At 59.6% G+C, this 21,249-nt stretch carries 22 protein-coding genes and 1 tRNA gene; 14 read left to right on the top strand and 9 right to left on the bottom strand.

Annotation, left to right across the window (positions count from 1 at the left end; all coding sequences use genetic code 11):
- Positions 1-160 precede the first annotated feature (160 nt).
- Positions 161-1,603, top strand: a complete 1,443-nt coding sequence (gene mgtE / locus KHP07_RS13680; RefSeq protein ID WP_058427502.1) for a magnesium transporter — start codon at positions 161-163, stop codon at positions 1,601-1,603.
- A 171-nt stretch (positions 1,604-1,774) separates the two neighbouring features.
- Here mgtE and KHP07_RS13675 read toward each other — a convergent pair whose 3' ends face one another.
- Positions 1,775-2,101 carry an Arc family DNA-binding protein gene (locus KHP07_RS13675; protein ID WP_003175643.1) on the bottom strand — a complete coding sequence of 109 codons (327 nt, stop codon included), beginning with the start codon at positions 2,099-2,101 and terminating at the stop codon, positions 1,775-1,777.
- A 49-nt stretch (positions 2,102-2,150) separates the two neighbouring features.
- On the opposite strand from KHP07_RS13675, the gene KHP07_RS13670 reads away from it, so the two are divergent.
- A complete protein-coding gene (locus KHP07_RS13670) occupies positions 2,151-2,465 on the top strand; it encodes a hypothetical protein (protein ID WP_143523225.1) in 315 nt (104 codons plus the stop codon).
- A 20-nt stretch (positions 2,466-2,485) separates the two neighbouring features.
- On the opposite strand, the gene KHP07_RS13665 is transcribed toward KHP07_RS13670, so the two are convergent.
- Both KHP07_RS13665 and KHP07_RS13660 read right to left on the bottom strand, forming a co-directional pair.
- The gene (locus KHP07_RS13665; RefSeq protein WP_078049874.1) at positions 2,486-2,665 is read right to left on the bottom strand and encodes a PA3371 family protein; all 180 of its coding nucleotides are present in this window, start codon (positions 2,663-2,665) and stop codon (positions 2,486-2,488) included.
- Between the two features lie 11 nt (positions 2,666-2,676).
- On the bottom strand, positions 2,677-2,904 hold the full coding sequence (locus tag KHP07_RS13660; RefSeq protein WP_078049873.1) for a hypothetical protein: 228 nt from the start codon (positions 2,902-2,904) through the stop codon (positions 2,677-2,679).
- 325 nt (positions 2,905-3,229) lie between these two features.
- On the opposite strand from KHP07_RS13660, the gene KHP07_RS13655 reads away from it, so the two are divergent.
- Positions 3,230-3,306 (top strand) — tRNA-Arg (locus tag KHP07_RS13655).
- Between the two features lie 269 nt (positions 3,307-3,575).
- Positions 3,576-4,955 carry an MFS transporter gene (locus tag KHP07_RS13650; protein WP_214497341.1) on the top strand — a complete coding sequence of 460 codons (1,380 nt, stop codon included), beginning with the start codon at positions 3,576-3,578 and terminating at the stop codon, positions 4,953-4,955.
- Positions 4,956-5,015: 60 nt separating this feature from the next.
- On the opposite strand, the gene KHP07_RS13645 is transcribed toward KHP07_RS13650, so the two are convergent.
- The 4 genes from KHP07_RS13645 to flgA all read right to left on the bottom strand — a co-directional run bounded on the left by KHP07_RS13645 (position 5,016) and on the right by flgA (position 7,611).
- Positions 5,016-5,765, bottom strand: coding sequence for a flagellar brake protein (locus tag KHP07_RS13645; protein WP_078049871.1), 750 nt, complete (start codon positions 5,763-5,765; stop codon positions 5,016-5,018).
- Positions 5,766-5,861: 96 nt separating this feature from the next.
- Positions 5,862-6,332: a flagella synthesis protein FlgN gene (locus KHP07_RS13640; RefSeq protein ID WP_015885461.1), complete on the bottom strand. Its 471-nt coding sequence runs from the start codon at positions 6,330-6,332 to the stop codon at positions 5,862-5,864.
- Positions 6,333-6,380: 48 nt separating this feature from the next.
- A complete protein-coding gene (gene flgM, locus KHP07_RS13635; RefSeq protein WP_078049870.1) occupies positions 6,381-6,704 on the bottom strand; it encodes a flagellar biosynthesis anti-sigma factor FlgM in 324 nt (107 codons plus the stop codon).
- Positions 6,705-6,846: 142 nt separating this feature from the next.
- On the bottom strand, positions 6,847-7,611 hold the full coding sequence (gene flgA, locus KHP07_RS13630; RefSeq protein WP_078049869.1) for a flagellar basal body P-ring formation chaperone FlgA: 765 nt from the start codon (positions 7,609-7,611) through the stop codon (positions 6,847-6,849).
- 81 nt (positions 7,612-7,692) lie between these two features.
- Here flgA and KHP07_RS13625 point away from each other — a divergent pair, with 81 nt between their 5' ends.
- The 7 genes from KHP07_RS13625 (at position 7,693) to KHP07_RS13595 (ending at position 13,971) form a co-directional block, all read left to right on the top strand.
- Entirely contained in the window at positions 7,693-8,625 is a 933-nt protein-coding gene (locus KHP07_RS13625) for a chemotaxis protein CheV (protein WP_033901287.1), read from the top strand.
- A 44-nt stretch (positions 8,626-8,669) separates the two neighbouring features.
- The gene (gene cheR / locus KHP07_RS13620) at positions 8,670-9,497 is read left to right on the top strand and encodes a protein-glutamate O-methyltransferase CheR (RefSeq protein WP_016979774.1); all 828 of its coding nucleotides are present in this window, start codon (positions 8,670-8,672) and stop codon (positions 9,495-9,497) included.
- Between the two features lie 312 nt (positions 9,498-9,809).
- Positions 9,810-10,217 carry a flagellar basal body rod protein FlgB gene (flgB, locus tag KHP07_RS13615; RefSeq protein WP_010208346.1) on the top strand — a complete coding sequence of 136 codons (408 nt, stop codon included), beginning with the start codon at positions 9,810-9,812 and terminating at the stop codon, positions 10,215-10,217.
- A gap of 3 nt (positions 10,218-10,220) precedes the next feature.
- Positions 10,221-10,664, top strand: a complete 444-nt coding sequence (gene flgC / locus KHP07_RS13610; protein ID WP_076949604.1) for a flagellar basal body rod protein FlgC — start codon at positions 10,221-10,223, stop codon at positions 10,662-10,664.
- A gap of 16 nt (positions 10,665-10,680) precedes the next feature.
- Positions 10,681-11,406: a flagellar hook assembly protein FlgD gene (gene flgD / locus KHP07_RS13605; RefSeq protein WP_214497340.1), complete on the top strand. Its 726-nt coding sequence runs from the start codon at positions 10,681-10,683 to the stop codon at positions 11,404-11,406.
- 31 nt (positions 11,407-11,437) lie between these two features.
- Complete coding sequence (gene flgE, locus KHP07_RS13600) at positions 11,438-12,748, top strand: flagellar hook protein FlgE (RefSeq protein WP_078049867.1); 1,311 nt, start codon at positions 11,438-11,440, stop codon at positions 12,746-12,748.
- 224 nt (positions 12,749-12,972) lie between these two features.
- Entirely contained in the window at positions 12,973-13,971 is a 999-nt protein-coding gene (locus KHP07_RS13595) for a hypothetical protein (RefSeq protein WP_214497339.1), read from the top strand.
- A gap of 102 nt (positions 13,972-14,073) precedes the next feature.
- Here the strand turns inward: KHP07_RS13595 and KHP07_RS13590 are convergent, their stop codons facing one another.
- Positions 14,074-16,968 carry a ribonucleoside-diphosphate reductase subunit alpha gene (locus KHP07_RS13590; RefSeq protein WP_214497338.1) on the bottom strand — a complete coding sequence of 965 codons (2,895 nt, stop codon included), beginning with the start codon at positions 16,966-16,968 and terminating at the stop codon, positions 14,074-14,076.
- 717 nt (positions 16,969-17,685) lie between these two features.
- On the opposite strand from KHP07_RS13590, the gene KHP07_RS13585 reads away from it, so the two are divergent.
- Both KHP07_RS13585 and KHP07_RS13580 read left to right on the top strand, forming a co-directional pair.
- The gene (locus KHP07_RS13585) at positions 17,686-18,411 is read left to right on the top strand and encodes a response regulator (RefSeq protein WP_078049865.1); all 726 of its coding nucleotides are present in this window, start codon (positions 17,686-17,688) and stop codon (positions 18,409-18,411) included.
- Positions 18,408-20,018 carry an ATP-binding protein gene (locus tag KHP07_RS13580; RefSeq protein WP_099493660.1) on the top strand — a complete coding sequence of 537 codons (1,611 nt, stop codon included), beginning with the start codon at positions 18,408-18,410 and terminating at the stop codon, positions 20,016-20,018. Before KHP07_RS13585 ends, KHP07_RS13580 begins: the two co-directional genes overlap by 4 nt.
- Before the next feature lie 65 nt (positions 20,019-20,083).
- Here the strand turns inward: KHP07_RS13580 and KHP07_RS13575 are convergent, their stop codons facing one another.
- Complete coding sequence (locus KHP07_RS13575; RefSeq protein WP_214497337.1) at positions 20,084-20,800, bottom strand: 4'-phosphopantetheinyl transferase family protein; 717 nt, start codon at positions 20,798-20,800, stop codon at positions 20,084-20,086.
- 137 nt (positions 20,801-20,937) lie between these two features.
- On the opposite strand from KHP07_RS13575, the gene KHP07_RS13570 reads away from it, so the two are divergent.
- Positions 20,938-21,246, top strand: a complete 309-nt coding sequence (locus KHP07_RS13570; RefSeq protein WP_078049862.1) for a hypothetical protein — start codon at positions 20,938-20,940, stop codon at positions 21,244-21,246.
- The last annotated feature ends 3 nt before the right edge of the window (positions 21,247-21,249 follow it).

Raw genomic sequence — 21,249 nt, 5'->3', positions numbered from 1 at the left:
AGTGGCCGGGCGGTGTATCATTGCGCCCGTCAGCCCCGCCGGGGCTTGTGGAATACCTCCATGGACTTACCCAGTAGTTACTCAGTATCCCGTTTTACCAATCATGAATTGACTGATTGATCCTTCCGGCGTGCCCCGCTGCTGGGAGTGGAGTTCGCCTATGACCGAAGTAGAAGTAAAGAAAACACAAGAAAGCCTGCAGGATCGCCTCGCTCAAGTCATCGAGCTGCTGCAGCGCCAGCGCGTGGTCGAAGACCTGACGCATCGCCAGGACGGCCCGAATAACAACCTGGTCGAAAACCTGGTTCACCGGCAAAACCTCGTCGAGCTGCAACGCAAGCTCGACGACCTGCACTCCGCCGACGTCGCCTACATTCTCGAAGCCTTGCCGCTGGATGATCGACTGACCCTCTGGCAGTTGGTCAAGGCCGACCGCGACGGCGACATCCTGCTAGAAGTTTCCGACTCGGTCCGTGAAACCCTGATCGCCGACATGGACGATCACGAGCTCCTGGCTGCGGCCAAGGAGATGGACGCCGACGAACTGGCTGACCTGGCTCCCGAGCTGCCCCGTGATGTTGTCCATGAGCTCATGGAAGCGCTGGATACTCAGCAGCGTGAGCGCGTGCGCTCCGCGCTGTCCTACGATGAGGATCAGGTCGGTGCGCTGATGGACTTCGAGATGGTCACCATCCGCGAAGACGTCAGCCTGGAAGTGGTCCTGCGCTATCTGCGCCGACTCAAAGAGTTGCCAGGTCATACCGACAAATTGTTCGTGGTTGATTACGAAGGCATTCTCAAGGGTGTGCTGCCGATCAAGCGCCTGCTGGTGAATGATCCGGAAAAGAAAGTTGCGGACTTGATGGCCAGCGACACCGTGAGTTTTCATCCCGATGAGGATGCTTATGATGCGGCCCAGGCGTTCGAGCGTTATGACCTTATCTCGGCGCCGGTGGTCGACAAGAACGGCAAGCTGATCGGGCGTCTGACCATCGATGAAATCGTCGACTTGATTCGTGAGGAAAGCGAAACCGAAGTCCTCAACATGGCGGGTCTGCGTGAAGAGGAAGATATTTTTGCCTCGGTCTGGCGTTCGTTGCATAACCGCTGGGCCTGGCTGGCCGTTAACTTGATCACCGCCTTTATTGCCTCGCGTGTGATCGGGCTGTTCGAAGGCTCCATCGAGAAGCTGGTGGCGCTGGCGGCGCTGATGCCGATCGTGGCGGGGATCGGTGGCAACTCGGGTAACCAGACCATTACGATGATCGTACGGGCGATGGCGCTGGATCAGGTCAGTACGGCCAACTCATCGCGTCTGTTGCGCAAGGAGCTTGCGGTAGGCCTGATAAACGGCCTTGTGTGGGGTGGAGTGATCGGCGTGGTGGCCTACCTGCTGTATGGCAGTTGGTCGCTGGGTGTGGTGATGACCGCCGCCATGACGCTCAACTTGCTGCTCGCTGCCCTGATGGGGGTGTTGATCCCCATGACCTTGGCCCGTCTTGGTCGTGACCCTGCCATGGGCGCCAGCGTGATGATCACGGCTATGACCGACAGTGGTGGCTTCTTCATCTTCCTGGGTCTGGCAACCATCTTCCTGCTCTAATCCCTCTTGGCGCCAGCTCCCCTGTAGGAGCTGGCTTGCCAGCGAAAAATCCTCAACGATAACGCACAAGGCCCAGTAACCCGTTCGTTCTCTCCGGCGCTTTCGCGACCCCCCTCAAATCCCAGGCAAAAAAAAGCCAGCACATGGCTGGCTTCGGCTTTCAGCTGCAAATCAATTGGCTTCTGCGGCCGCCTCAACGTCATGCGCGATAAGCGAGACGAGAGCATTTTGCTGGCGGTGGGAGAGCTGACGAAAGCGCTGCAGCAGTTCGCGTTCGTGCAGCGACAGCTCGGGGCTGTCCAGGCGCATGCTTAACTCGTCGCCCAGCGCACCTTCCTGAATGAGGCTTTGTTCCAGGCGTGCGATGATTTCGGAGTTCATGCTGCGGTGATGATTGCGAGCCACCTCGGCAATGCGTTCCCGCATTCCGTCTGGCAGACGTACGACGAACTTGTCAGCCGTACGGCTGGAATAAATTGCCTGTTTCAATGGGCGCATATATTTAACCGGTTAGTTCAGGGGGGCGGTTTTTGGAATTGGCCGCAAGATGAGTGTTAAGACAAGGCTCACGACCAAAGTTCAACCTGAATTGCAAAGAGGTCGCATCATGCCTCAGATTTGCCATTTCCTTGGCGTCAATTCTGTGACAAATATTGAACTGCCTAAAGGCTTTATGCCAGCACTCATTTGCATTTTTGCGGACTGGTTGGAAAATTTTTCTTCGCGTAAATCCGCGAGGGAACTTCCCGCAAGTCAGGCCACCACAGGGTTTGAGGCCGCACATCCTATCGCAAAGTGGCCTTTTGCCCTTAGCTTTAAGACTAGTGGCAATTTGCCGATTAGCGAGGGTGAGGCGACATAAGGTAGGCGAGGGGGGGTGGGTTAGCGCAGGACGGGATCGAATTTGATGCGACGACCTAGAATCAAGGTCAGCACCAGAAGACTGGCAAACACGCCGCTGGCGATGAATGCGGTAGTTTGGCTGTCTGCAGACTCGGTGCCCATGCCAACAACGACGGCCAATGCAGTCAGGCAGAGAAACAGCCAGGCGAATTTGTTCATCAACGACTTCCTCAGAAAACCCAGTGTTCAGACGCAGGTGCAGATTGGGTGCCCTGGGCCAGACGGACTGGCGACTGCGCGTTCGGCGTCATGACCGCCAGTTGCGGACGTTGTTGCAGGTGATGCGGCACGGCCTGGCTGATCTGCGCCGGGTCGTTGGCACCTGTCGACTGGAAGTGAAACGTGACCAATGCAGCCAGGGCTACGGTGTTAAGGGCTAACAGAAGGGCACTGTTCATGATTATGTTCTCCGCTCAACGCCGTGGCTTATTGGGTTTGTAGGAGAAGTATTGCAGGTGTCGTGCCAATCTAATAATTCAATAAAATCAACAGGTTGAGTCTACTCCAAAGGGTGGAAAGGTTGCAATTTGCAATGATGGCGTTTTGGGGGAGTGCAATTTGCACGATGGCCTCGGGAGCCCGTATTTGCAGGGCCAAACCGCGATCATTCACAGAGGTATAGGCCTACACTCAAAAAGCCCACGGACGACATGACAAAACCCACCCTGACCGTTAACATGCACGCCGTCCGTCGCCATGCCCGTGGCTCGACGGCTGTCATTTGTCCCAGTAGCTCAATTGGATAGAGCATCCCCCTCCTAAGGGGAAGGTTGGCCGTTCGAACCGGCCCTGGGACACCAGATACAAAGCCCTGCACAGAACATTCTGGCAGGGCTTTTTTGTGGGCGTTTTCCGAACATGAGTCGAACCTTGAGGGTGAACAGGGTTCACAGCACGTACGCGGTGTATTTCTCGCAATTCGTGTATCCAGCAAGCCACCGGACAGCGTCTGAGTCCGTAAGCAAAATAATCCCCGGAAACAGCCCCTACCGGCTGTCCGGACTCCGTCACCCCGGACTATCATGCCGATAGGCCTGTCTCTCACTGCAAGGAGCCGCTCGGAACGCCGATGCGCCAGATCTGGAAATCTTTTCGAGCCCTTTATTTCGCCTCCTTGATGATGCTGATCGGCTCCGGCCTGCTCAGTACTTACCTGGCCTTGCGCCTGGCGGCCGACCATGTCGACAGCCTGTGGGTGGGTGCGCTGATGGCGGCCAACTATTTTGGCCTGGTACTGGGTGGCAAGATCGGGCACCGCCTGATCGCCCGGGTCGGGCATATTCGGGCCTATGCAACCTGTGCCGGCATTGTCGGTGCGGCCGTGCTGGGCCATGGCCTGATCGACTGGCTGCCGGCCTGGATCGTGCTGCGGATGATCGTGGGCCTGGGGATGATGTGCCAGTACATGGTCATCGAGAGCTGGCTCAATGAGCAGGCGGACGCCAAGCAGCGCGGCGTGGTATTCAGCGGCTATATGATCGCGTCTTACCTGGGCCTGGTCCTCGGCCAATTGATTCTGGTAATGCACCCTCAGCTCGGCCTGGAATTGCTGATGCTGGTCGCGCTGTGCTTTGCGCTGTGCCTGGTGCCGGTGGCCATGACTCGCCGTATTCACCCGGCTCCCCTGCACCCTGCGCCGATGGAGCCACGCTTCTTTATCAAGCGCGTACCGCAGTCGTTGAGTACGGTACTTGGGGCGGGTGTGATCGTGGGCTCTTTCTACGGCTTGGCGCCGCTCTATGCCTCCCAGCAAGGCCTGACCACCGAGCAGGTGGGTCTGTTCATGGGTAGCTGCATTTTCGCCGGCCTGTTGGTGCAGTGGCCGTTGGGCTGGTTGTCGGACCGTTATGACCGTGCGCTGCTGATCCGTTGTTTTGCCCTGTGCCTGGCGGTGGCTGCTTTACCGTTGGCGATAATGACCCAGGTGCCGCTTGAAGTGTTGTTCGTGGCGGGCTTCCTGTGTTCGCTGGTGCAGTTCTGCCTGTATCCACTGGCGGTGGCGTTCTCCAACGACCATGTGGAAGGTGACCGCCGCGTGTCGCTAACGGCGATGCTGCTGGTGACCTATGGCGTCGGCGCGAGTGTCGGGCCGTTGCTGGCAGGTGTGGTGATGAAGATGTTCGGCAGCCACATGCTGTATGCGTTTTTCAGCCTGTGCGCGTTGATCCTGGTGTGGCGTATTCGGCCGAAAGCCGTGACCAACCTGCATCAGGTGGACGATGCGCCGCTGCATCACGTCGCGATGCCCGACAGCATGTCCAGCTCGCCGCTGGTGGCCGCATTGGACCCGCGTGTGGATGAGCAGGTGGTGCAGGACCAGATGCAAACCGTCGTCCCGGAGCCGGAAGCGGACCCGACCCCGCCCGTGGATGAGCCGCCCTTTGAGGGGCCGCCTGAACCCCTGGGGCCGGACGACCACCCTCATGACCTGAGCAGGGCGCGCCCCTGACAGCAAAAACGGGCAGACCCCTTTAGGGGCTGCCCGTTTTTTTTGCCGCGATCTTTAAGTTTAAAAATCGTCGTCTTTGTCGAAGCGCCGCGCTTCGCGTTGCAGTTGGTACACAAAGCGTTCGACCTGGCGCTGCACCAAGCCACTCATATTGTGGAAGCGCACGCCGGCAAACGTGGTGTTGATCTTCTCTTCGAAGTGCAGGTAACGCAACTCGACCGAGGTGGTCATGCTGCCAAAGGGCAGGGCGGCGATGAAGCGGTCATACACCTGGCCCAGTTGCAGGCGCTCGGAGATGTCCCCTTCAAAGCGCAATTTGCAGCCGGTAGCGGAAATATCCAGCAGCTTGCCGCTGATGGGCGCCTTGAGCTTCTCGCCACCCAGCTCGATATTGACCAATTGGGCCAGCTTCAAGGCGGCGCGAAAGGCGTTGCGGCGCTGGTGGTAAACCACTTCGTCGGGCAGGCTGCCGGTGTAGATACGGTGGCCGTCCTTTTCGCTGATGCTCATGCCGCCGTTGCTTTCCCAGGCAACGCGCACGCCGTCATGGAAGCCTTCGATGCGGAAGGGTTCGCCATTTTCGAGGTGGCGTTCGCCGTCGCGGGGGATCATTTCGTCCAGGGCCAGGGTGCCGCTGTCCCGGTTGACGTCCACCAGGTAGCTCTGGAAGCGCTGGCTGCGTTCGTGGAAGGTAATGATCAGCGGGTCATGGCTGTCTTGCAGCATCCGCAAGGTGCTGGCGATTTCCAGAGGGGTGGTGAGGACCTTGGGTGGCTGCGGGGCATCTTCCGCATTAAGGGCGTTGAACACGGTTCTTCCATCTCCAGACAAAATACGACTACACGCAAGATCAGGCATTCTGCCAGTATGTGACGCGCCTTGGATAGGCCGCGCCATGATCCGGCGTCAGGCTTGGCTGCGGGTGCTTGGCTTGACCAGGCGTGAGGTGGAGCCCTGAGCGTTGTAAAGCGCCGGAGGCTCTCCGCCGTGAAGTATACGCAACTGGTTGGCGGTCGTAGCTTGCTGAAGCTGGATCGACTGACCGTTGAGCAGGTTGGCTTCCTGGCACTGGGCGAGCAATTGATTGAGTTCTTTGCTCTGGGCCAGTAATTGATCGCCGACCGAGGAATGGCTGGCCAGCTGTGCCAATCCGTCATGGTCGGCGGGCAGGCCCAGGCTGACGAGGATCTGGCTGCGTTTTTTGCCGTGCTGTTCCAGCAGGACAATCAGCGACTGCTTGCGCGCCAGAATTTCTTCCAGCAGGGGCATGTCCCGGCCATAGAGGGCCAGGGATTCTTCCCTGAGCAGCTCGAGCAGCTGTTGAGTCGGGGCGAGATCATCAATGATCAGTTGAAGCAGATTTTCGTCGTGATGCATGGCTGGCCTTGGGGTTTAAGCGTCCAAAAGCCCGGCGCAGGCCTTAGCCTAGCGCTCGGCTTCGAAATTAAGCAGCTTGCTGGCTACACGGTTGCTGTCGACTTTATAGCTGCCATCGGCGATTGCCTGTTTCAATTCGGCCACACGGGCTTTATTGACCACTGGTTGATCGCGCAGCGAGTCAGTGACCTTCTGCAACTGTTGAGCCTCATTGCTCAGGTGTACGGATTCCCCGCTCTGGCTGGCGCTGGCCTGTTCTGCCTTGGCGGGCAGTGGCTGGGCCTTGGCTTCTACGCTGTCCTTGGTGCCGGTGGTGCGCGTAGGGGCCGACGTGGTCGGGGTGTTATTCAAACGACTGAAATCGATGACCATGATTGAAAAAACCTCTGGGTATTTGGACGCTTTCCATTTTTTCGGCCATACCCGGACAAACTTTAGGCTCGATTGACAATAAACTGCACAGGCCGACATCCAGTCGACAGTGTAGGAAAAGCTGGCGCCCGATACCAGTGCTCTATAAAGCCACCTCTACCTGGCCAGGTGCCGTGACCCGTGCCTTGATCACGCGGTTGGAGTTGAGGTTCTTCACCCTTATCTGCTCACTCATGCCGCCGTTGGACAGCGCTTCCCCCGGCATTTTGACCTGCAGCGCACCGCTGCTGGCGGAAATCACCACCTGATCACCCTTGCGGATCACCTCCGCCTGTTCCAAATGCACCAGGGTGATGACCTGGTCGGTGACCACTGGTCGGGTCAGTTTCTGCCCCACGGCCTGATCGAGGGACGTCAGGTAACCTTGGCTGATCATGCTGATGTCGCGTTCGCGCAACACCACGTCCTCAAAACCGATGATGCCGGTGCGCTTGAGCGGGCGGGCAACGACCACCACATCGCGGAACAATTTGACTTGGGCTGGCACGAACACCGTCCAGGGCGAGGCGCCGTCGCAGCGGACCTTGACCGTCACGCGGCCGATCGGTTGGGCGGGGCTTTCCAGGGTGGCTGTCAATTCCTTGTCGCACATGGGCATGCGCAGGCGCGGGTCCAGCTGGTTGACCTGGATTTCGTAACGCCCCGGTGTCTGGGTGGTCGCCAGATAATCTTCTACAGTGAACTCAAGAAAGCCCTGGGTGACGCCGATAAGTAGATCAGGCAAGGTGACGTTGTCTGCGCGGGCCGTGGCGCCCAGGCCCAAGGCAAGCAACGCCAACGCTGCGCAGAGCGATCTGCGGTAACGTGTCAGGATGGGGCGTCGGGAAACTGTCGTTTTAATATCCATGACCAATAAATAGCAAAGGCCGTGCCGTTTAGCGTTGGGTGCGCGTCGCACCCTTTAAGGTTTTAGCGTAGGAGTCTGGGCATGGCAGGAGTAATGGATTCAGTAAACCAGCGCACACAGCTGGTAGGGCAGAATCGCCTGGAGTTGTTGCTTTTTCGCCTGGATGGCAAGCAGCTGTATGGCATCAACGTGTTCAAGGTGCGGGAAGTGTTGCAATGCCCCAAGCTGACGATCATGCCCAAGTCCAGCCCGGTGGTGTGTGGCGTTGCCAACATCCGTGGCGCGACGATCCCGATTCTTGACCTGGCCCTGGCCACCGGTTCCGCGGGTTTGCAGGACCGCGAGAACCCGTTCGTGATCATCACCGAATACAACACCAAGACCCAGGGTTTCCTGGTGCGCTCGGTGGAGCGCATCGTCAACATGAACTGGGAAGAGATCCATCCGCCGCCCAAGGGCACCGGTCGCGATCACTACCTCACGGCGGTGACGCGGGTCGACAACCAGTTGGTGGAAATCATCGACGTGGAGAAGATCCTTGCCGAAGTGGCGCCGACCTCGGAATCGATTTCCGTGGGTGTGGTAGACGCCGAAACCGCGCATAAGGCGATCTCCCTGCGTGTGTTGACGGTGGACGACTCCTCGGTGGCGCGTAAACAGGTAACACGTTGCCTGCAAACCGTCGGCGTGGAAGTGGTGGCCCTCAATGATGGTCGCCAGGCGTTGGATTACCTGCGTAAGCTGGTGGATGACGGCAAGAAACCGGAAGAAGAATTCTTGATGATGATCTCCGACATCGAGATGCCGGAAATGGACGGCTACACCCTCACGGCCGAGATACGTAACGATCCACGCATGCAAAAACTGCATATCATCCTGCATACTTCGTTGTCGGGTGTATTCAACCAGGCGATGGTCAAGAAAGTCGGTGCCGATGACTTCCTGGCCAAATTCCGTCCTGATGACCTGGCATCCCGGGTTGTCGACCGGATCAAGGCAGCAGATCACGGCTAGGGGGATTTCCCCCTGGCGGTCACACGATTTAAGAGGCGGTATCATTGTCTACGGGTAATTTGGATTTCGAACAGTTCCGGGTCTTCCTGGAAAAAGCCTGTGGCATATTGCTCGGTGAAAACAAGCAGTACCTGGTATCCAGCCGTCTTAACAAACTGATGGAGCAGCAGGGCATCAAGTCGTTGGGTGAGCTGGTCCAGCGCATCCAGGGGCAGCCGCGCAGCGGGCTCAAGGAAATGGTGGTCGATGCCATGACCACCAACGAAACCCTGTGGTTTCGCGACACCTATCCGTTTGAAGTGCTCAAGAGCAAGGTGCTCCCGGAAGCCATCAAGGCCAGCCCGGGCCAGCGCCTGCGCATCTGGTCGGCGGCCTGTTCCTCGGGGCAGGAACCGTACTCGATTTCGATGTCGATCGATGAGTTCGAGCGGACCAACATGGGCCAGTTGAAGGCTGGGGCGCAAATCGTGGCCACTGACCTGTCCGGCACCATGCTCACCAACTGCAAGACCGGCGAGTACGACAGCCTGGCACTGGGTCGTGGCTTGTCCCAGGAACGCCTGCAACGCTACTTCGACCCGAAAGGGGCGGGGCGTTGGGCGGTCAAGGCGCCGATCAAGAGCCGTGTGGAGTTCCGCTCCTTCAACCTGCTCGACAGCTACGCCAGCCTGGGCAAGTTCGACATGGTGTTTTGCCGCAACGTGCTGATCTATTTCTCGGCCGAGGTGAAGAAAGACATCCTGTTGCGCATCCACGGCACGCTCAAGCGTGGTGGCTACCTGTTCCTCGGTGCTTCCGAAGCGCTGAACGGTTTGCCGGACCATTACCAGATGGTGCAGTGCAGCCCTGGGATCATTTACCAGGCTAAGTAAGTCGTACGCGGTAAAAAATGTGGGAGCGGGCTTGCTCGCGAAAGCGCAGTGTCAGTCGATGCATGTATCAACTGACGGGCTGCATTCGCGAGCAAGCCCGCTCCCACATTTGTTTTTGCGGCAAACCTTTCAATAGCGGCAACCCGGATTGCCGCTTTACTGGCACCACGCGGAAACCCGTTGCCGCTTTTCTGGCATTGCCGCCCGGCAATCCGCCCCCAAGCCCTTTAAATACGGGCTTCCCACAAACTGGCACACACCTTGCTATAACCCTGTTAACGAACAGCAGGTCAGCCCTTAAAGGTTTCCGCCATGAGCATCAGCTTCGATAAAGCGCTCGGTATCCACGAACAAGCCCTGGGCTTCCGCGCCCAGCGTGCCGAAGTCCTGGCCAACAACATTGCCAACGCCGACACCCCGAACTACAAGGCTCGGGACCTGGACTTTTCCGCCGTGCTCGCCGCACAGCAGGACAAGACCAAGAACGGCACCTTCGCCTTGAACATGACCAACAGCCGTCATATTGAAGCGCAAGGCCTGAGCAATGGTGACGAGTCGTTGCTGTATCGCACGCCGATGCAGCCGTCGATCGACCAGAACACCGTCGACGCCCAGCTGGAGCAATCGGCCTACGCCGAGAACTCGGTAAACTTTCAAGCCAGCTTCACCCTGCTCAACAGCAAATTCAAAGGGCTGATGTCAGCCCTGCGTGGAGAGTAAGCCATGTCCCTGTCCAGTGTTTTCAATATTGCCGGCAGTGGCATGAGCGCGCAGACCACGCGTTTGAACACCGTCGCCAGTAACATCGCCAACGCCGAGACCGTGTCTTCGAGCATCGACCAGACCTACCGCGCCCGTCACCCGGTGTTCGCCACCATGTTCCAGGGTGGCCAGAACGGCGGCAGCGATTCGCTGTTCCAGGATCAAGGCGCCGCCGGCTCGGGCGTGCAGGTACTCGGTGTGGTTGAGGACCAGAGCAATCTGGAAGCTCGCTACGAGCCTAACCACCCGGCGGCGAACGAAAAAGGCTACGTGTACTACCCGAACGTCAACGTGGTCGAGGAAATGGCTGACATGATTTCCGCCAGCCGCTCGTTCCAGACCAATGCGGAAATGATGAACACCGCCAAAACCATGATGCAGAAGGTCCTGACCCTGGGTCAGTGATAAGGGGCGCCAAATAATGGCCATCGTTGATACGTCAAACAACACGGCAGTCCAGGACCTTTTCAACTCGAAGGTCAAGACTGCCCAGGACAACAGCAGCGTCAGCGACGCCGCCAACAAGGCGACGGGCAAGCAGGCGTTGGGCAAAGATGCGTTCCTGCAACTGCTGGTCACCCAGCTGAAAAACCAGAACCCGCTGTCGCCGCAAGACAACGGCGCGTTCGTGGCGCAACTGGCGCAGTTCAGCAGCCTGGAAGGCATCAACACCCTGAACGACTCGGTGAATGCGATCTCCAGCAACTTCAGCTCGTCGCAGGCGTTGCAGGCCTCGTCGCTGGTCGGACGCTCGATCATCATCCAGACCGACAAGGCCATGGTTGATACGAGCAAGAGCATGACCGGTTCGGTGGCGGTGACCTCGGCGGTGGGCAACGTCTCCGTCAAGATCACCGACAAAGACGGCAACGTGGTGCGCACCATCGACATGGGGGCCCAGAGCGCCGGCACCCAGAACTTCATCTGGGATGGCAAGAACGACAAGGGCGAAGTTGCCCCGGCGGGCACCTACACCTTCAACGCCACCACCAAGAACGACAAGGGCGACTCCGTTGCCCTGGCCACTTCGCTGCCAGCGACGGTAACGAGCGTGACCCTGAGCAAGACCGGCGGCGAAATGCTGCTGAACCTGGCGGGCGGCATGGGCAGCGTCAAGCTGTCGCAAATTCAGACTATCGGTACATAGAGCCGGCTAAATACGGCAGAGGGAGAGAAACATGTCTTTTAACATCGGCCTTAGCGGCCTCTATGCGGCCAACAAACAACTGGACGTGACCGGCAACAACATCGCCAACGTCGCGACCACTGGCTTCAAGTCGTCCCGTGCGGAATTCGCCGACATCTACGCCGCGTCCAAGCTGGGCACCGGCCAGAACAGCATCGGCAACGGTGTGAACCTGGCGGCCGTGTCGCAGCAGTTCACCCAGGGTGACGTCAACGGCAGCGGCGGTATCCTGGACATGGCGATCCAGGGTGGCGGCTTCTTCGTGCAGAAGGGCAGCGACGGTTCGCTGGAGTACACCCGCAGCGGTGCCTTCCGTGCCGACAAAGACGGCTACATCACCAACAACACCGGCACTTCGCGCCTGCAAGGCTACGCGGCAGATGCCGATGGCAAGATCATCAAGGGCGGCCTGACCGACCTGCAACTGAACCTGTCGAACCTGCCGCCCAAGGCCTCCACCAAAGTGGACTCCACCAGTAACCTGAACTCCTCGGAGCCGGTGATCGACCAGGTGGCCAAGCCGTTCAACCCGAACGACACCAGCACCTTTACCACCCAGTACAGCACCACCTTGTACGATTCCCAGGGCAACGCGCACCCGATGGTGCAGTACCTGGTGAAAACCGACGGTAACAAGTGGAATGCCTATACCCTGATCGATGGTCGCAACCCCAACGGTTCGGCGCCAACCGGCACCCCATCGACTCCACCTGTGCCATCGGCCTTGACCTTTGACGGCGCCGGCAAGCTCACCAGTGTGGTCACCGGTGGTGTCTCTGATAAGACCCTGACCATTACCGGTTGGGTTCCTGGCACCGTGACCAACGGTGTGTGGAAGGCCAACGGTGCGGATGCGAACCCAGCAGGGATCGCCGTCAACATGGCCAACATCACCCAGTACAACTCGGCCACCTACCGCAACCCACCGGTCACCGATGGCTACGCCACCGGCCAGATCACCGGCCTGAAAATCGACGGCAGCGGCGTGTTGTTCGCCACGTTCAGCAACCAGCAGAGCAAGGCCATCGGCCAGATCTCCCTGGCCAGCTTCAACAACGAGCAGGGCCTGCAGCCAGCCGGCGGTACTACCTGGAGAGAGACCTTCGCCTCCGGCCAGCCGGGTTACGACACCCCGCAAGCCGGTACCCTGGGTTCGATCGTGGCCAACTCCCTGGAGAACTCCAACGTCAACCTGACCAACGAGCTGGTAGACCTGATCAAGGCCCAGAGCAACTATCAGGCGAACGCCAAGACCATCTCCACCCAGAGCACCATCATGCAGACCATCATTCAGATGACCTGATGCGGTAGCGCTGCACAAGAAGCCCCTCGTAAGAGGGGCTTTTTTGTGGGCGTAGGAAAAGTGCCCTCGACACATCGGGTTACTCGCTTTGAGGCCTGGGAAGGAACGCTGCGTAGCCATTCTGCCACTGATTGAACCGGAGCCTGGCTGGCTCACCAATCAAGAGGGGCAAGGGTATGTTGCATTCAGGAGTGTCCGGGCCGGGGACCGGTCGTGTGGGGTATATGCCTGGCCTTGCCGGTGGAGAGACACCTGCGGTTGCGCCGGTGACTGAAGTGTCTGCGGTCAAGCAGTTGCTTGGCGAGCTGTTCGATGCGCAGCAGAGCGGCAAGCACCAAACGATGCAGGACACGCGCGACAAGTTGAATGCGCTGCGCGAGAAAATGGGGGATGAGGCATTCAAGGACGTCCTCAAAAAGATGATGGAGGAGGCTGACGAGACACTTCGCGCGTTTCTCAGGCAACTGTTGATGCAGTGGTTTCCGGATGAGGGCGATGCACCGTCACCTGCTCCGCCGTTACCTGCTCCATCGTTGCCGCGTGGTGGTGGCGGCGGCCCTAGGGTTCCCCGAAGTGGTTTCGGGCCCTCTGAGTCCATGAGCAACAAGCCGATTACTGAGGGCGCAAAACACTTCAACTACACACCTGATAACAGCAACCCCAGCAAAAAGCCTGACAATATCTGGAGTGGCTTCAGCCAGGGGCCGGATGGTAATTGCATCACGGTTTCCGCCATAAAAGCCGCAATGATGCAATTTGGCCAGAAGCCCACCGATGTCTTCAAAGACGTGAAGACGACAGCGACCGGCTATGACGTGACAATGCGCGATGGCTTCAAGCTTTCATTGACCAACGAGGAAGTGAAGCAGGCGGCCCGGCATGCACAATTCAAAGGGGATGACCCGGCGATGATGACGGATGCCAACTTCATGTATGCCGCGAGCGCCAAGCGGGCGCAGATGGAGGACAACGATGGCACGGCAGGGCGCAGTTTCATGGGCGCGATGAACAGCCTCAATGATGGAGAACACTCCCGTGAAGGTCTGGACCGCCTTGGGTTGAGGGGCCGCTACAGGTCGGCTACGGATGCCGAATTGAGAAGCGGCAAGGTGGGAACTGTGGAATACGGCGGCCATTCGATGGCCGTGATCGATGGTCGCGTTGAATTGTGGGGGCGGCGAGGCGGCGTGCCGCAGTCGGGTACCGCAACCGTGCTGTTCTAGGCAGATCCCGTGCATTTTCCAGGCAAAAGAAAACCCCCGATACACCGCAGGCATATCGGGGGTTTTGCAGCCTTGGGTGATTAAACCCAAGGCGGGCTCAGCTTATTGGCAAGCTTCGCAATCTGGCTCGTCGATCGCGCAGGCTTTTGGCACTGGGGCCGGGCCGGCTGGAGCGGCGAGGACCGAGTCATCACCGTGGTTGCCGCTGGAAACAGCGTTCAGCTTACCGGTGTTGATGGTCGACTTCTCGGTGCTGGTCGCGGCCAGGGCGCGGAGGTAGTAAGTGGTTTTCAGGCCACGGTACCAAGCCATGCGGTAGGTCACGTCCAGCTTCTTGCCCGAAGCGCCGGCGATGTACAGGTTCAGCGACTGAGCCTGGTCGATCCATTTCTGGCGACGGCTGGCAGCGTCAACGATCCACTTGGTGTCCACTTCGAAGGCCGTCGCGTAGAGCTCTTTGAGTTCTTGCGGGATGCGCTCGATCTGCTGCACGGAACCGTCGTAGTACTTCAGGTCGTTGATCATGACCGAGTCCCACAGGCCGCGAGCCTTGAGGTCGCGAACCAGGTACGGGTTGATCACGGTGAATTCGCCCGACAGGTTCGATTTCACATACAGGTTCTGGTAAGTCGGTTCGATCGACTGCGACACGCCGGTGATGTTGGCGATGGTGGCGGTCGGTGCGATGGCCATGATGTTGGAGTTACGAATGCCTTTCTGCACACGGGCACGTACCGGCGCCCAGTCCAGGGATTCGTTCAGGTCGACGTCGATGTACTTCTGGCCACGGGCTTCGATCAGGATCTGTTGCGAATCCAGCGGCAGGATGCCCTTGGACCACAGCGAACCCTGGAACGTCTCGTAGGCGCCGCGTTCGTCGGCCAGGTCGCAGGAAGCCTGGATCGCGTAGTAGCTGACCGCTTCCATGGACTTGTCGGCGAACTCGACCGCAGCATCCGAACCGTAAGGAATGTGCTGCAGGTACAGCGCGTCCTGGAAGCCCATGATGCCCAGGCCGACCGGACGGTGCTTGAAGTTGGAGTTCTGCGCCTGTGGCACCGAGTAGTAGTTGATGTCGATCACGTTGTCGAGCATGCGTACGGCGGTGTTGACGGTGCGCTCCAGCTTGGCGGTGTCCAGCTTGCCGTTGACGATGTGGTTCGGCAGGTTGATCGAGCCCAGGTTGCAAACGGCGATCTCGTCCTTGTTGGTGTTCAAGGTGATCTCGGTGCACAGGTTCGAGCTGTGGACCACGCCCACGTGCTGCTGCGGGCTGCGCAGGTTGCACGGGTCCTTGAAGGTCAGCCATGGGTGGCCGGTTTCAAACAGCATGGACAGCATTTTGCGCCACAGGTCTTTGGCCTGGATGGTCTTGAACAGCTTGACCTTGCCTGGGTACTCGGTGAGGGCTTCGTAGTACTCGTAGCGCTCTTCGAAGGCTTTACCGGTCAGGTCGTGCAGGTCCGGCACTTCGGATGGCGAGAACAGAGTCCACTTGCCGTCATCGAAGACGCGCTTCATGAACAGGTCAGGGATCCAGTTGGCGGTGTTCATGTCGTGGGTACGACGACGGTCATCACCGGTGTTCTTGCGCAGCTCGATGAACTCTTCAATGTCCATGTGCCAGGTTTCCAGGTAGGCGCACACAGCGCCTTTGCGCTTGCCACCCTGGTTCACGGCGACGGCGGTGTCGTTCACGACTTTCAGGAACGGTACAACGCCCTGGGACTTGCCGTTGGTGCCCTTGATGTACGAACCCAGTGCACGCACCGGGGTCCAGTCGTTGCCCAGGCCGCCGGCGAATTTGGACAACATGGCGTTGTCGTGGATCGCGTGGTAGATGCCCGACAGGTCATCCGGCACGGTGGTCAGATAGCAGCTGGACAGCTGTGGACGCAGGGTGCCGGCGTTGAACAGGGTCGGGGTCGACGACATGTAGTCGAAGGACGACAGCAGGTTGTAGAACTCGATGGCACGGTCTTCTTTCTGCTTCTCTTCGATCGCCAGGCCCATGGCCACGCGCATGAAGAACACTTGCGGCAGTTCGAAGCGGATACCGTCCTTGTGGATGAAGTAACGGTCGTACAGGGTTTGCAGGCCCAGGTACGTGAACTGCTGGTCGCGCTCGTGGTTGATCGCCTTGCCGAGTTTTTCCAGGTCGAAGGTGGCCAGGACCGGGTTCAGCAACTCGTATTCGATACCCTTGGCGATGTAGGCCGGCAGAGCCTTGGCGTACAGGTCGGCCATCTCGTGGTGGGTGGCGCTGTCGGCGACTTTCAGGAAGCCCAGGCCTTCGGCACGCAGGGTGTCCATCAGCAGGCGTGCGGTCACGAACGAGTAGTTCGGCTCACGCTCAACCAGGGTACGGGCGGTCATCACCAGGGCGGTGTTGACGTCGGTCAGGGCCACGCCGTCGTACAGGTTCTTCAGGGTTTCGCGCTGGATCAGGTCACCATCGACTTCTTCCAGGCCTTCGCAGGACTCGGTGATGATGGTGTTCAGGCGGCCCAGGTCCAGCGGTGCAAAGCTACCGTCGGCCAGGGTGATGCGGATCGACGGGTGAGCCTGTACGGCGGCTTCTTCGGCCGGGGAACGTACGGCACGTTCCTTGGCGCGCGAGTCGCGGTAGATCACGTAGTCGCGAGCCACTTTCTGCTCGCCGGCACGCATCAGGGCCAGTTCGACCTGGTCCTGGATTTCTTCGATGTGGATAGTGCCGCCCGAAGGCATGCGACGCTTGAAGGTCGCGGTGACTTGTTCGGTCAGGCGGGCAACGGTGTCGTGGATGCGCGACGAAGCGGCAGCGGTGCCGCCTTCAACTGCAAGAAACGCTTTGGTGATGGCGACGGTGATTTTGTCATCGGTGTAAGGAACGACAGTGCCGTTACGCTTGATCACGCGCAATTGGCCGGGCGCAGTGGCGGACAGATCCAGGTTCGAATCAGCGGCCTGCGGCACGGAGCCTTGCGGGTTCTCGCGAGTTGTGTCGGTTTGCATGGGGGGTTGTCTCCACATTCTATATTTATTTGGGCACCATCAAGGTGCCCACCGTTCCGTCCTGAAGCACTTACAGCAGGCCTGGGCCTGGCATAACAACTTCGGGACAGGAGGAAGGGAGCTGTTCGCGCCGCTTCCATGCCGAAGTCTTCGGTTCGGGGCTGCAAAGCCCTTGGCCGTATTCCTGGTGGGTGACAGTTGCCAGGTTCAAGCACTGCAACACCCGTACCGTTTTGCGCTGTTGGAGCGTGAAAACGGCTGCCATCCGCGTGCGCGGTTTGGTCTTTCAAAAAATGCGTTGGTTCAACCAAACGAGAGCAAGAAAGGGCTTGAGTTTCTTGTCTGATCTGTGTTTGGTCTTTTCGCTCAAAACCCTACATGTAGGGTTTTTTTAGCGCCGACCTACAAGATAATGCGTTTTGGGGGGCTTAGCAACGCACTACCTGTGGATAACGCTGTGGGTAAAATGTGTATGAAACGTGGAACACCCGTGTAGGCCGCATTACTGCTGGAGTCGGCCGTTTGTCACCGAATATTCCAAGGCAAAAACAGCCGGTTGGATTTTTGAGGGCGCGAACCCTATCACAAAAAATCGCGATCACCGAATGGATTTCCCGGCTTGTGTTTGGGGACTGGCCCATGGCTACAATCGGCCGCAACGGGCGGTGATGTGGTTCAGATCATGCCCTCCTTTTATGACAGACATTGAGGTCGCCCGTGGAGCAAGAAGCCTGGCAGGTATTGATAGTCGAGGACGACCAGCGGTTGGCCGAATTGACCCGTGATTACCTGGAGAGCAACGGCCTGCGGGTGTCGGTGGAAGGCGATGGCGCCTTGGCGGCGGCGCGCATCATCGCCGAGCAGCCGGACTTGGTGATCCTCGACCTGATGCTGCCCGGCGAAGACGGCTTGAGCATCTGCCGCACCGTACGCGAGCGCTATGACGGCGTGATCCTGATGCTCACCGCGCGCACCGACGACATGGACCAAGTGCTGGGCCTGGACATGGGCGCCGACGACTACGTGTGTAAGCCGGTGCGCCCGCGCTTGTTGCTGGCACGCATCCAGGCCCTGTTGCGACGCAGCGAGCCTGCGGAGCCGGCAACAACAGAGAGCCCGCGCCGCCTGCAGTTCGGCCCCCTGGTGGTGGACAGCGCCTTGCGCGAGGCCTGGCTGAATAATGAAGGTATCGAACTGACCAGCGCCGAATTCGACCTGCTGTGGCTGTTGGTGGCGAACGCCGGGCGCATTTTGTCCCGCGAAGAAATCTTCATCGCCCTGCGCGGCATTGGCTATGACGGCCAGGATCGCTCCATCGATGTGCGCATTTCACGTATTCGCCCGAAAATCGGCGATGACCCGATCCACCCGCGCCTGATCAAGACCATCCGCAGCAAAGGCTACCTGTTCGTCCCCGAAGCCGCCGCCGACATGTCGCTGTGAACTCGATCTTCCTGCGCATCTACGGCGGCATGTGCGCGGCGCTGATCCTGGTGGCGCTGCTCGGGGTGCTGGCCCTGCACCTGCTCAACGAGGTGCGCAGCGGCCAGTACCGCGAGCGCCTGGCCCACGGCACCTTCGCGTTGATGGGCGATAATCTGCAACCCATGAGTGCCATTGAGCGCCAGCGCGCCCTGGCGGTGTGGGAACGCCTGTTGGGCATTCCGCTGGAGTTGCGCCCGCTGGCCGAGGCGCAACTGGACCTGAGCCAGCGCACTCGCCTGCAACGCGGCCAGGTGCTGGTCGAGCAGACCGGGCCGCACGCCGCGCGGGTACTGCGCTTGGTCAGCGATCAGGAGCAGCTTGTTCTTACCGGTGAAGTGCAGCAGATCAGCGAACAGCTGGCGCGCGCTACCATTTACCTGCTGGCCGACGAGCTGGTGCGCTTCCCCGTGGCCGAACAGCCGCAACGCCTGGCGGATATCAAAGAAGCCAAGGGCTTTGGCTTCGATATGCATTTGATGACCCTCGACCAGGCCGATATGGACGAAGACCAGCGCCGCCGCGTCTCGGAAGGCGATACGGTGATGGCCCTGGGCAAGGGCGGCGATTCGATCCGCGTGTTTGCCGGCATGGTCGGTACGCCGTGGGTGTTGGAACTCGGGCCGCTGTATCAGATGAATCCTTACCCGCCGCAATGGCTGATCCTGATCGCCTTGATCGGCCTGACCCTGATCGGTTTGATCGTGTATCTGCTGGTGCGCCAGCTTGAGCGTCGACTGCGCGGCCTGGAAGCCGCCGCCACTCGCATTGCCAAGGGCAACCTGGAAGTGCGCGTGCCCGCCCGCGGTGCTGACTCGGTGGGGCGCCTGGCTGCGGCGTTCAATGGCATGGCCGAGCACTTGCAGCAGTTGCTGGCGATCCAGCGCGAACTGGTGCGCGCGGTGTCCCACGAACTGCGCACGCCGGTGGCACGCTTGCGTTTCGGCCTGGAAATGGTCGGCGATGCCACCACTGCCGAGGCGCGGCGCAAATACCTGGAAGGTATGGACAGTGATATCCAGGACCTCGACGGCCTGGTCGACGAAATGCTCACCTACGCGCGCCTGGAGCAGGGTTCGCCGGAGCTGAATTTCCAGCGGGTCGACCTCAATGCGCTGCTTGATCAGGTGATCGGCGAATTATCGCCACTGCGTCCACAGGTCAACGTGGCACGGGGGATTTGCCTGTCTTCGGCGCACTGGGATGATGCCTGGGTGGATGCCGAGCCGCGTTACCTGCACCGTGCACTGCAGAATCTGGTGAGCAATGCCATGCGCCATGCACAGGGCCAGGTGCTCATCAGCTATCAAGTGGGGCAGGTGCGCTGCCGCATCGATGTCGAAGACGACGGCCCCGGCGTGCCGGAGAGTGCCTGGGAGCGCATCTTCACGCCGTTCCTGCGCCTGGACGACAGCCGCACTCGCGCCTCCGGCGGGCATGGCCTGGGGCTGTCGATTGTGCGGCGGATTATCTACTGGCACGGCGGGCGGGCGTTGATCAGCAAGAGCAATAACTTGGGCGGGGCGTGCTTCAGTTTGAGTTGGCCGAGGGAGCAGGATAAGCCTTGATATCAGCCTTCGCTGAGGGGGCACATCGCAAATGTAGGAGCCGGCTTGCCGGCGATAGCGGCCTATCAGGCGCTGACGGCCACCAGGCTCAACAGCTGTCCGTCATCCACCGCAAACTGCCCCACCAACTCCTTGCCATGGCACCACTCTGTCGACAAGTCCGTCAGCAACCGCAGCCTTATATAGCCGGCCTCAGTCCACTCCATCACCTGCGCATGCTCAAAATAGAAGCGCTTCTGCACAATCGGGTAGAGCGCCTTGAACAAACTCTCCTTGGCCGAAAACGTCAGCGTCACCAGCAGGGCGTGCTGCTCGCGCGGGAGGGCGCCCATGCGCTGCAGTTCATCGGCGGTAAGAATTTCCCCCGCCAACCGTTCCGCCCGTTCCAGGTCCAGCACGTTCTCCAGGTCCATCCCCAGGCCACGCCATTGCGCCTTGTGCGCGACAATCGCAGCGGCATGCCCGGTACTGTGGGTGATGGAACCGCTGATGTGCGCAGGCCACACCGGCGCGCGGTCTTCACCGATCGCGGGGATGCAGTTGAGGTGATCGAGTTGTTGCAACGCTGCGCGGGCACACAGCCGGCCGGCCAGGAACTCGGCTTGGCGCTTGGCCACCGAGCGCTGGATGCTGGCCGGTGGCGGTACGGCACTGCGCTGGAAGTCGTCCGCCGTTAATAAGGCAGGGTTAAAGCGGGTGCTGAGAAACACCGCGCCCGGCAAGGGCTCAGGCAGGGGCCAGTGGGCGTCGAGTGGGGTGCAGCATGCGGGTAGGGAATTCATGGGCGGTATTTTGCCGAGTTGATGGGCGTGAGGATAGCCCGCAGCGGTTCAGGCGCGGTTCAGAGCCTGTTCAGGAGGAGTTCAGGGGCGCATGCGTAGCCTTGGGCATACACAGCCAAACGCGTAGAGGTAACACCATGACTGCGATCAAACAGCTGATGTTGGCGTTAAGCATGCTCAGTGCCACTGCCGGGGTGCAGGCCGCCGACGGTGCCTTTGCTGGATTCGGTGGTGAGAAGACCAAGAAATCCAGCACCTTGATCCAGCGTGTCAGTTTCGAAGAGTCTGGCAGCCAACCCGCGCCCTGGGGACAGTCCCTGGGCCTTGCAACCCCGCAGCCGGCCTATCGCGCCGGCTATGAACACCTGACCGCACAGTACAATGGCATTAAACTGCGCCCGCAAGACCTGCAGGGCCGCTATGATATCCCTCTGTCGGACAGTTGATTT

This window comes from Pseudomonas sp. VS40 (assembly GCF_018587885.1).
Taxonomy (GTDB): Bacteria; Pseudomonadota; Gammaproteobacteria; order Pseudomonadales; family Pseudomonadaceae; genus Aquipseudomonas; species Aquipseudomonas pergaminensis.
The sequence above is the reverse complement of the archived record's forward strand: the minus strand, read 5'-3'. Positions and strand labels throughout refer to the sequence as shown.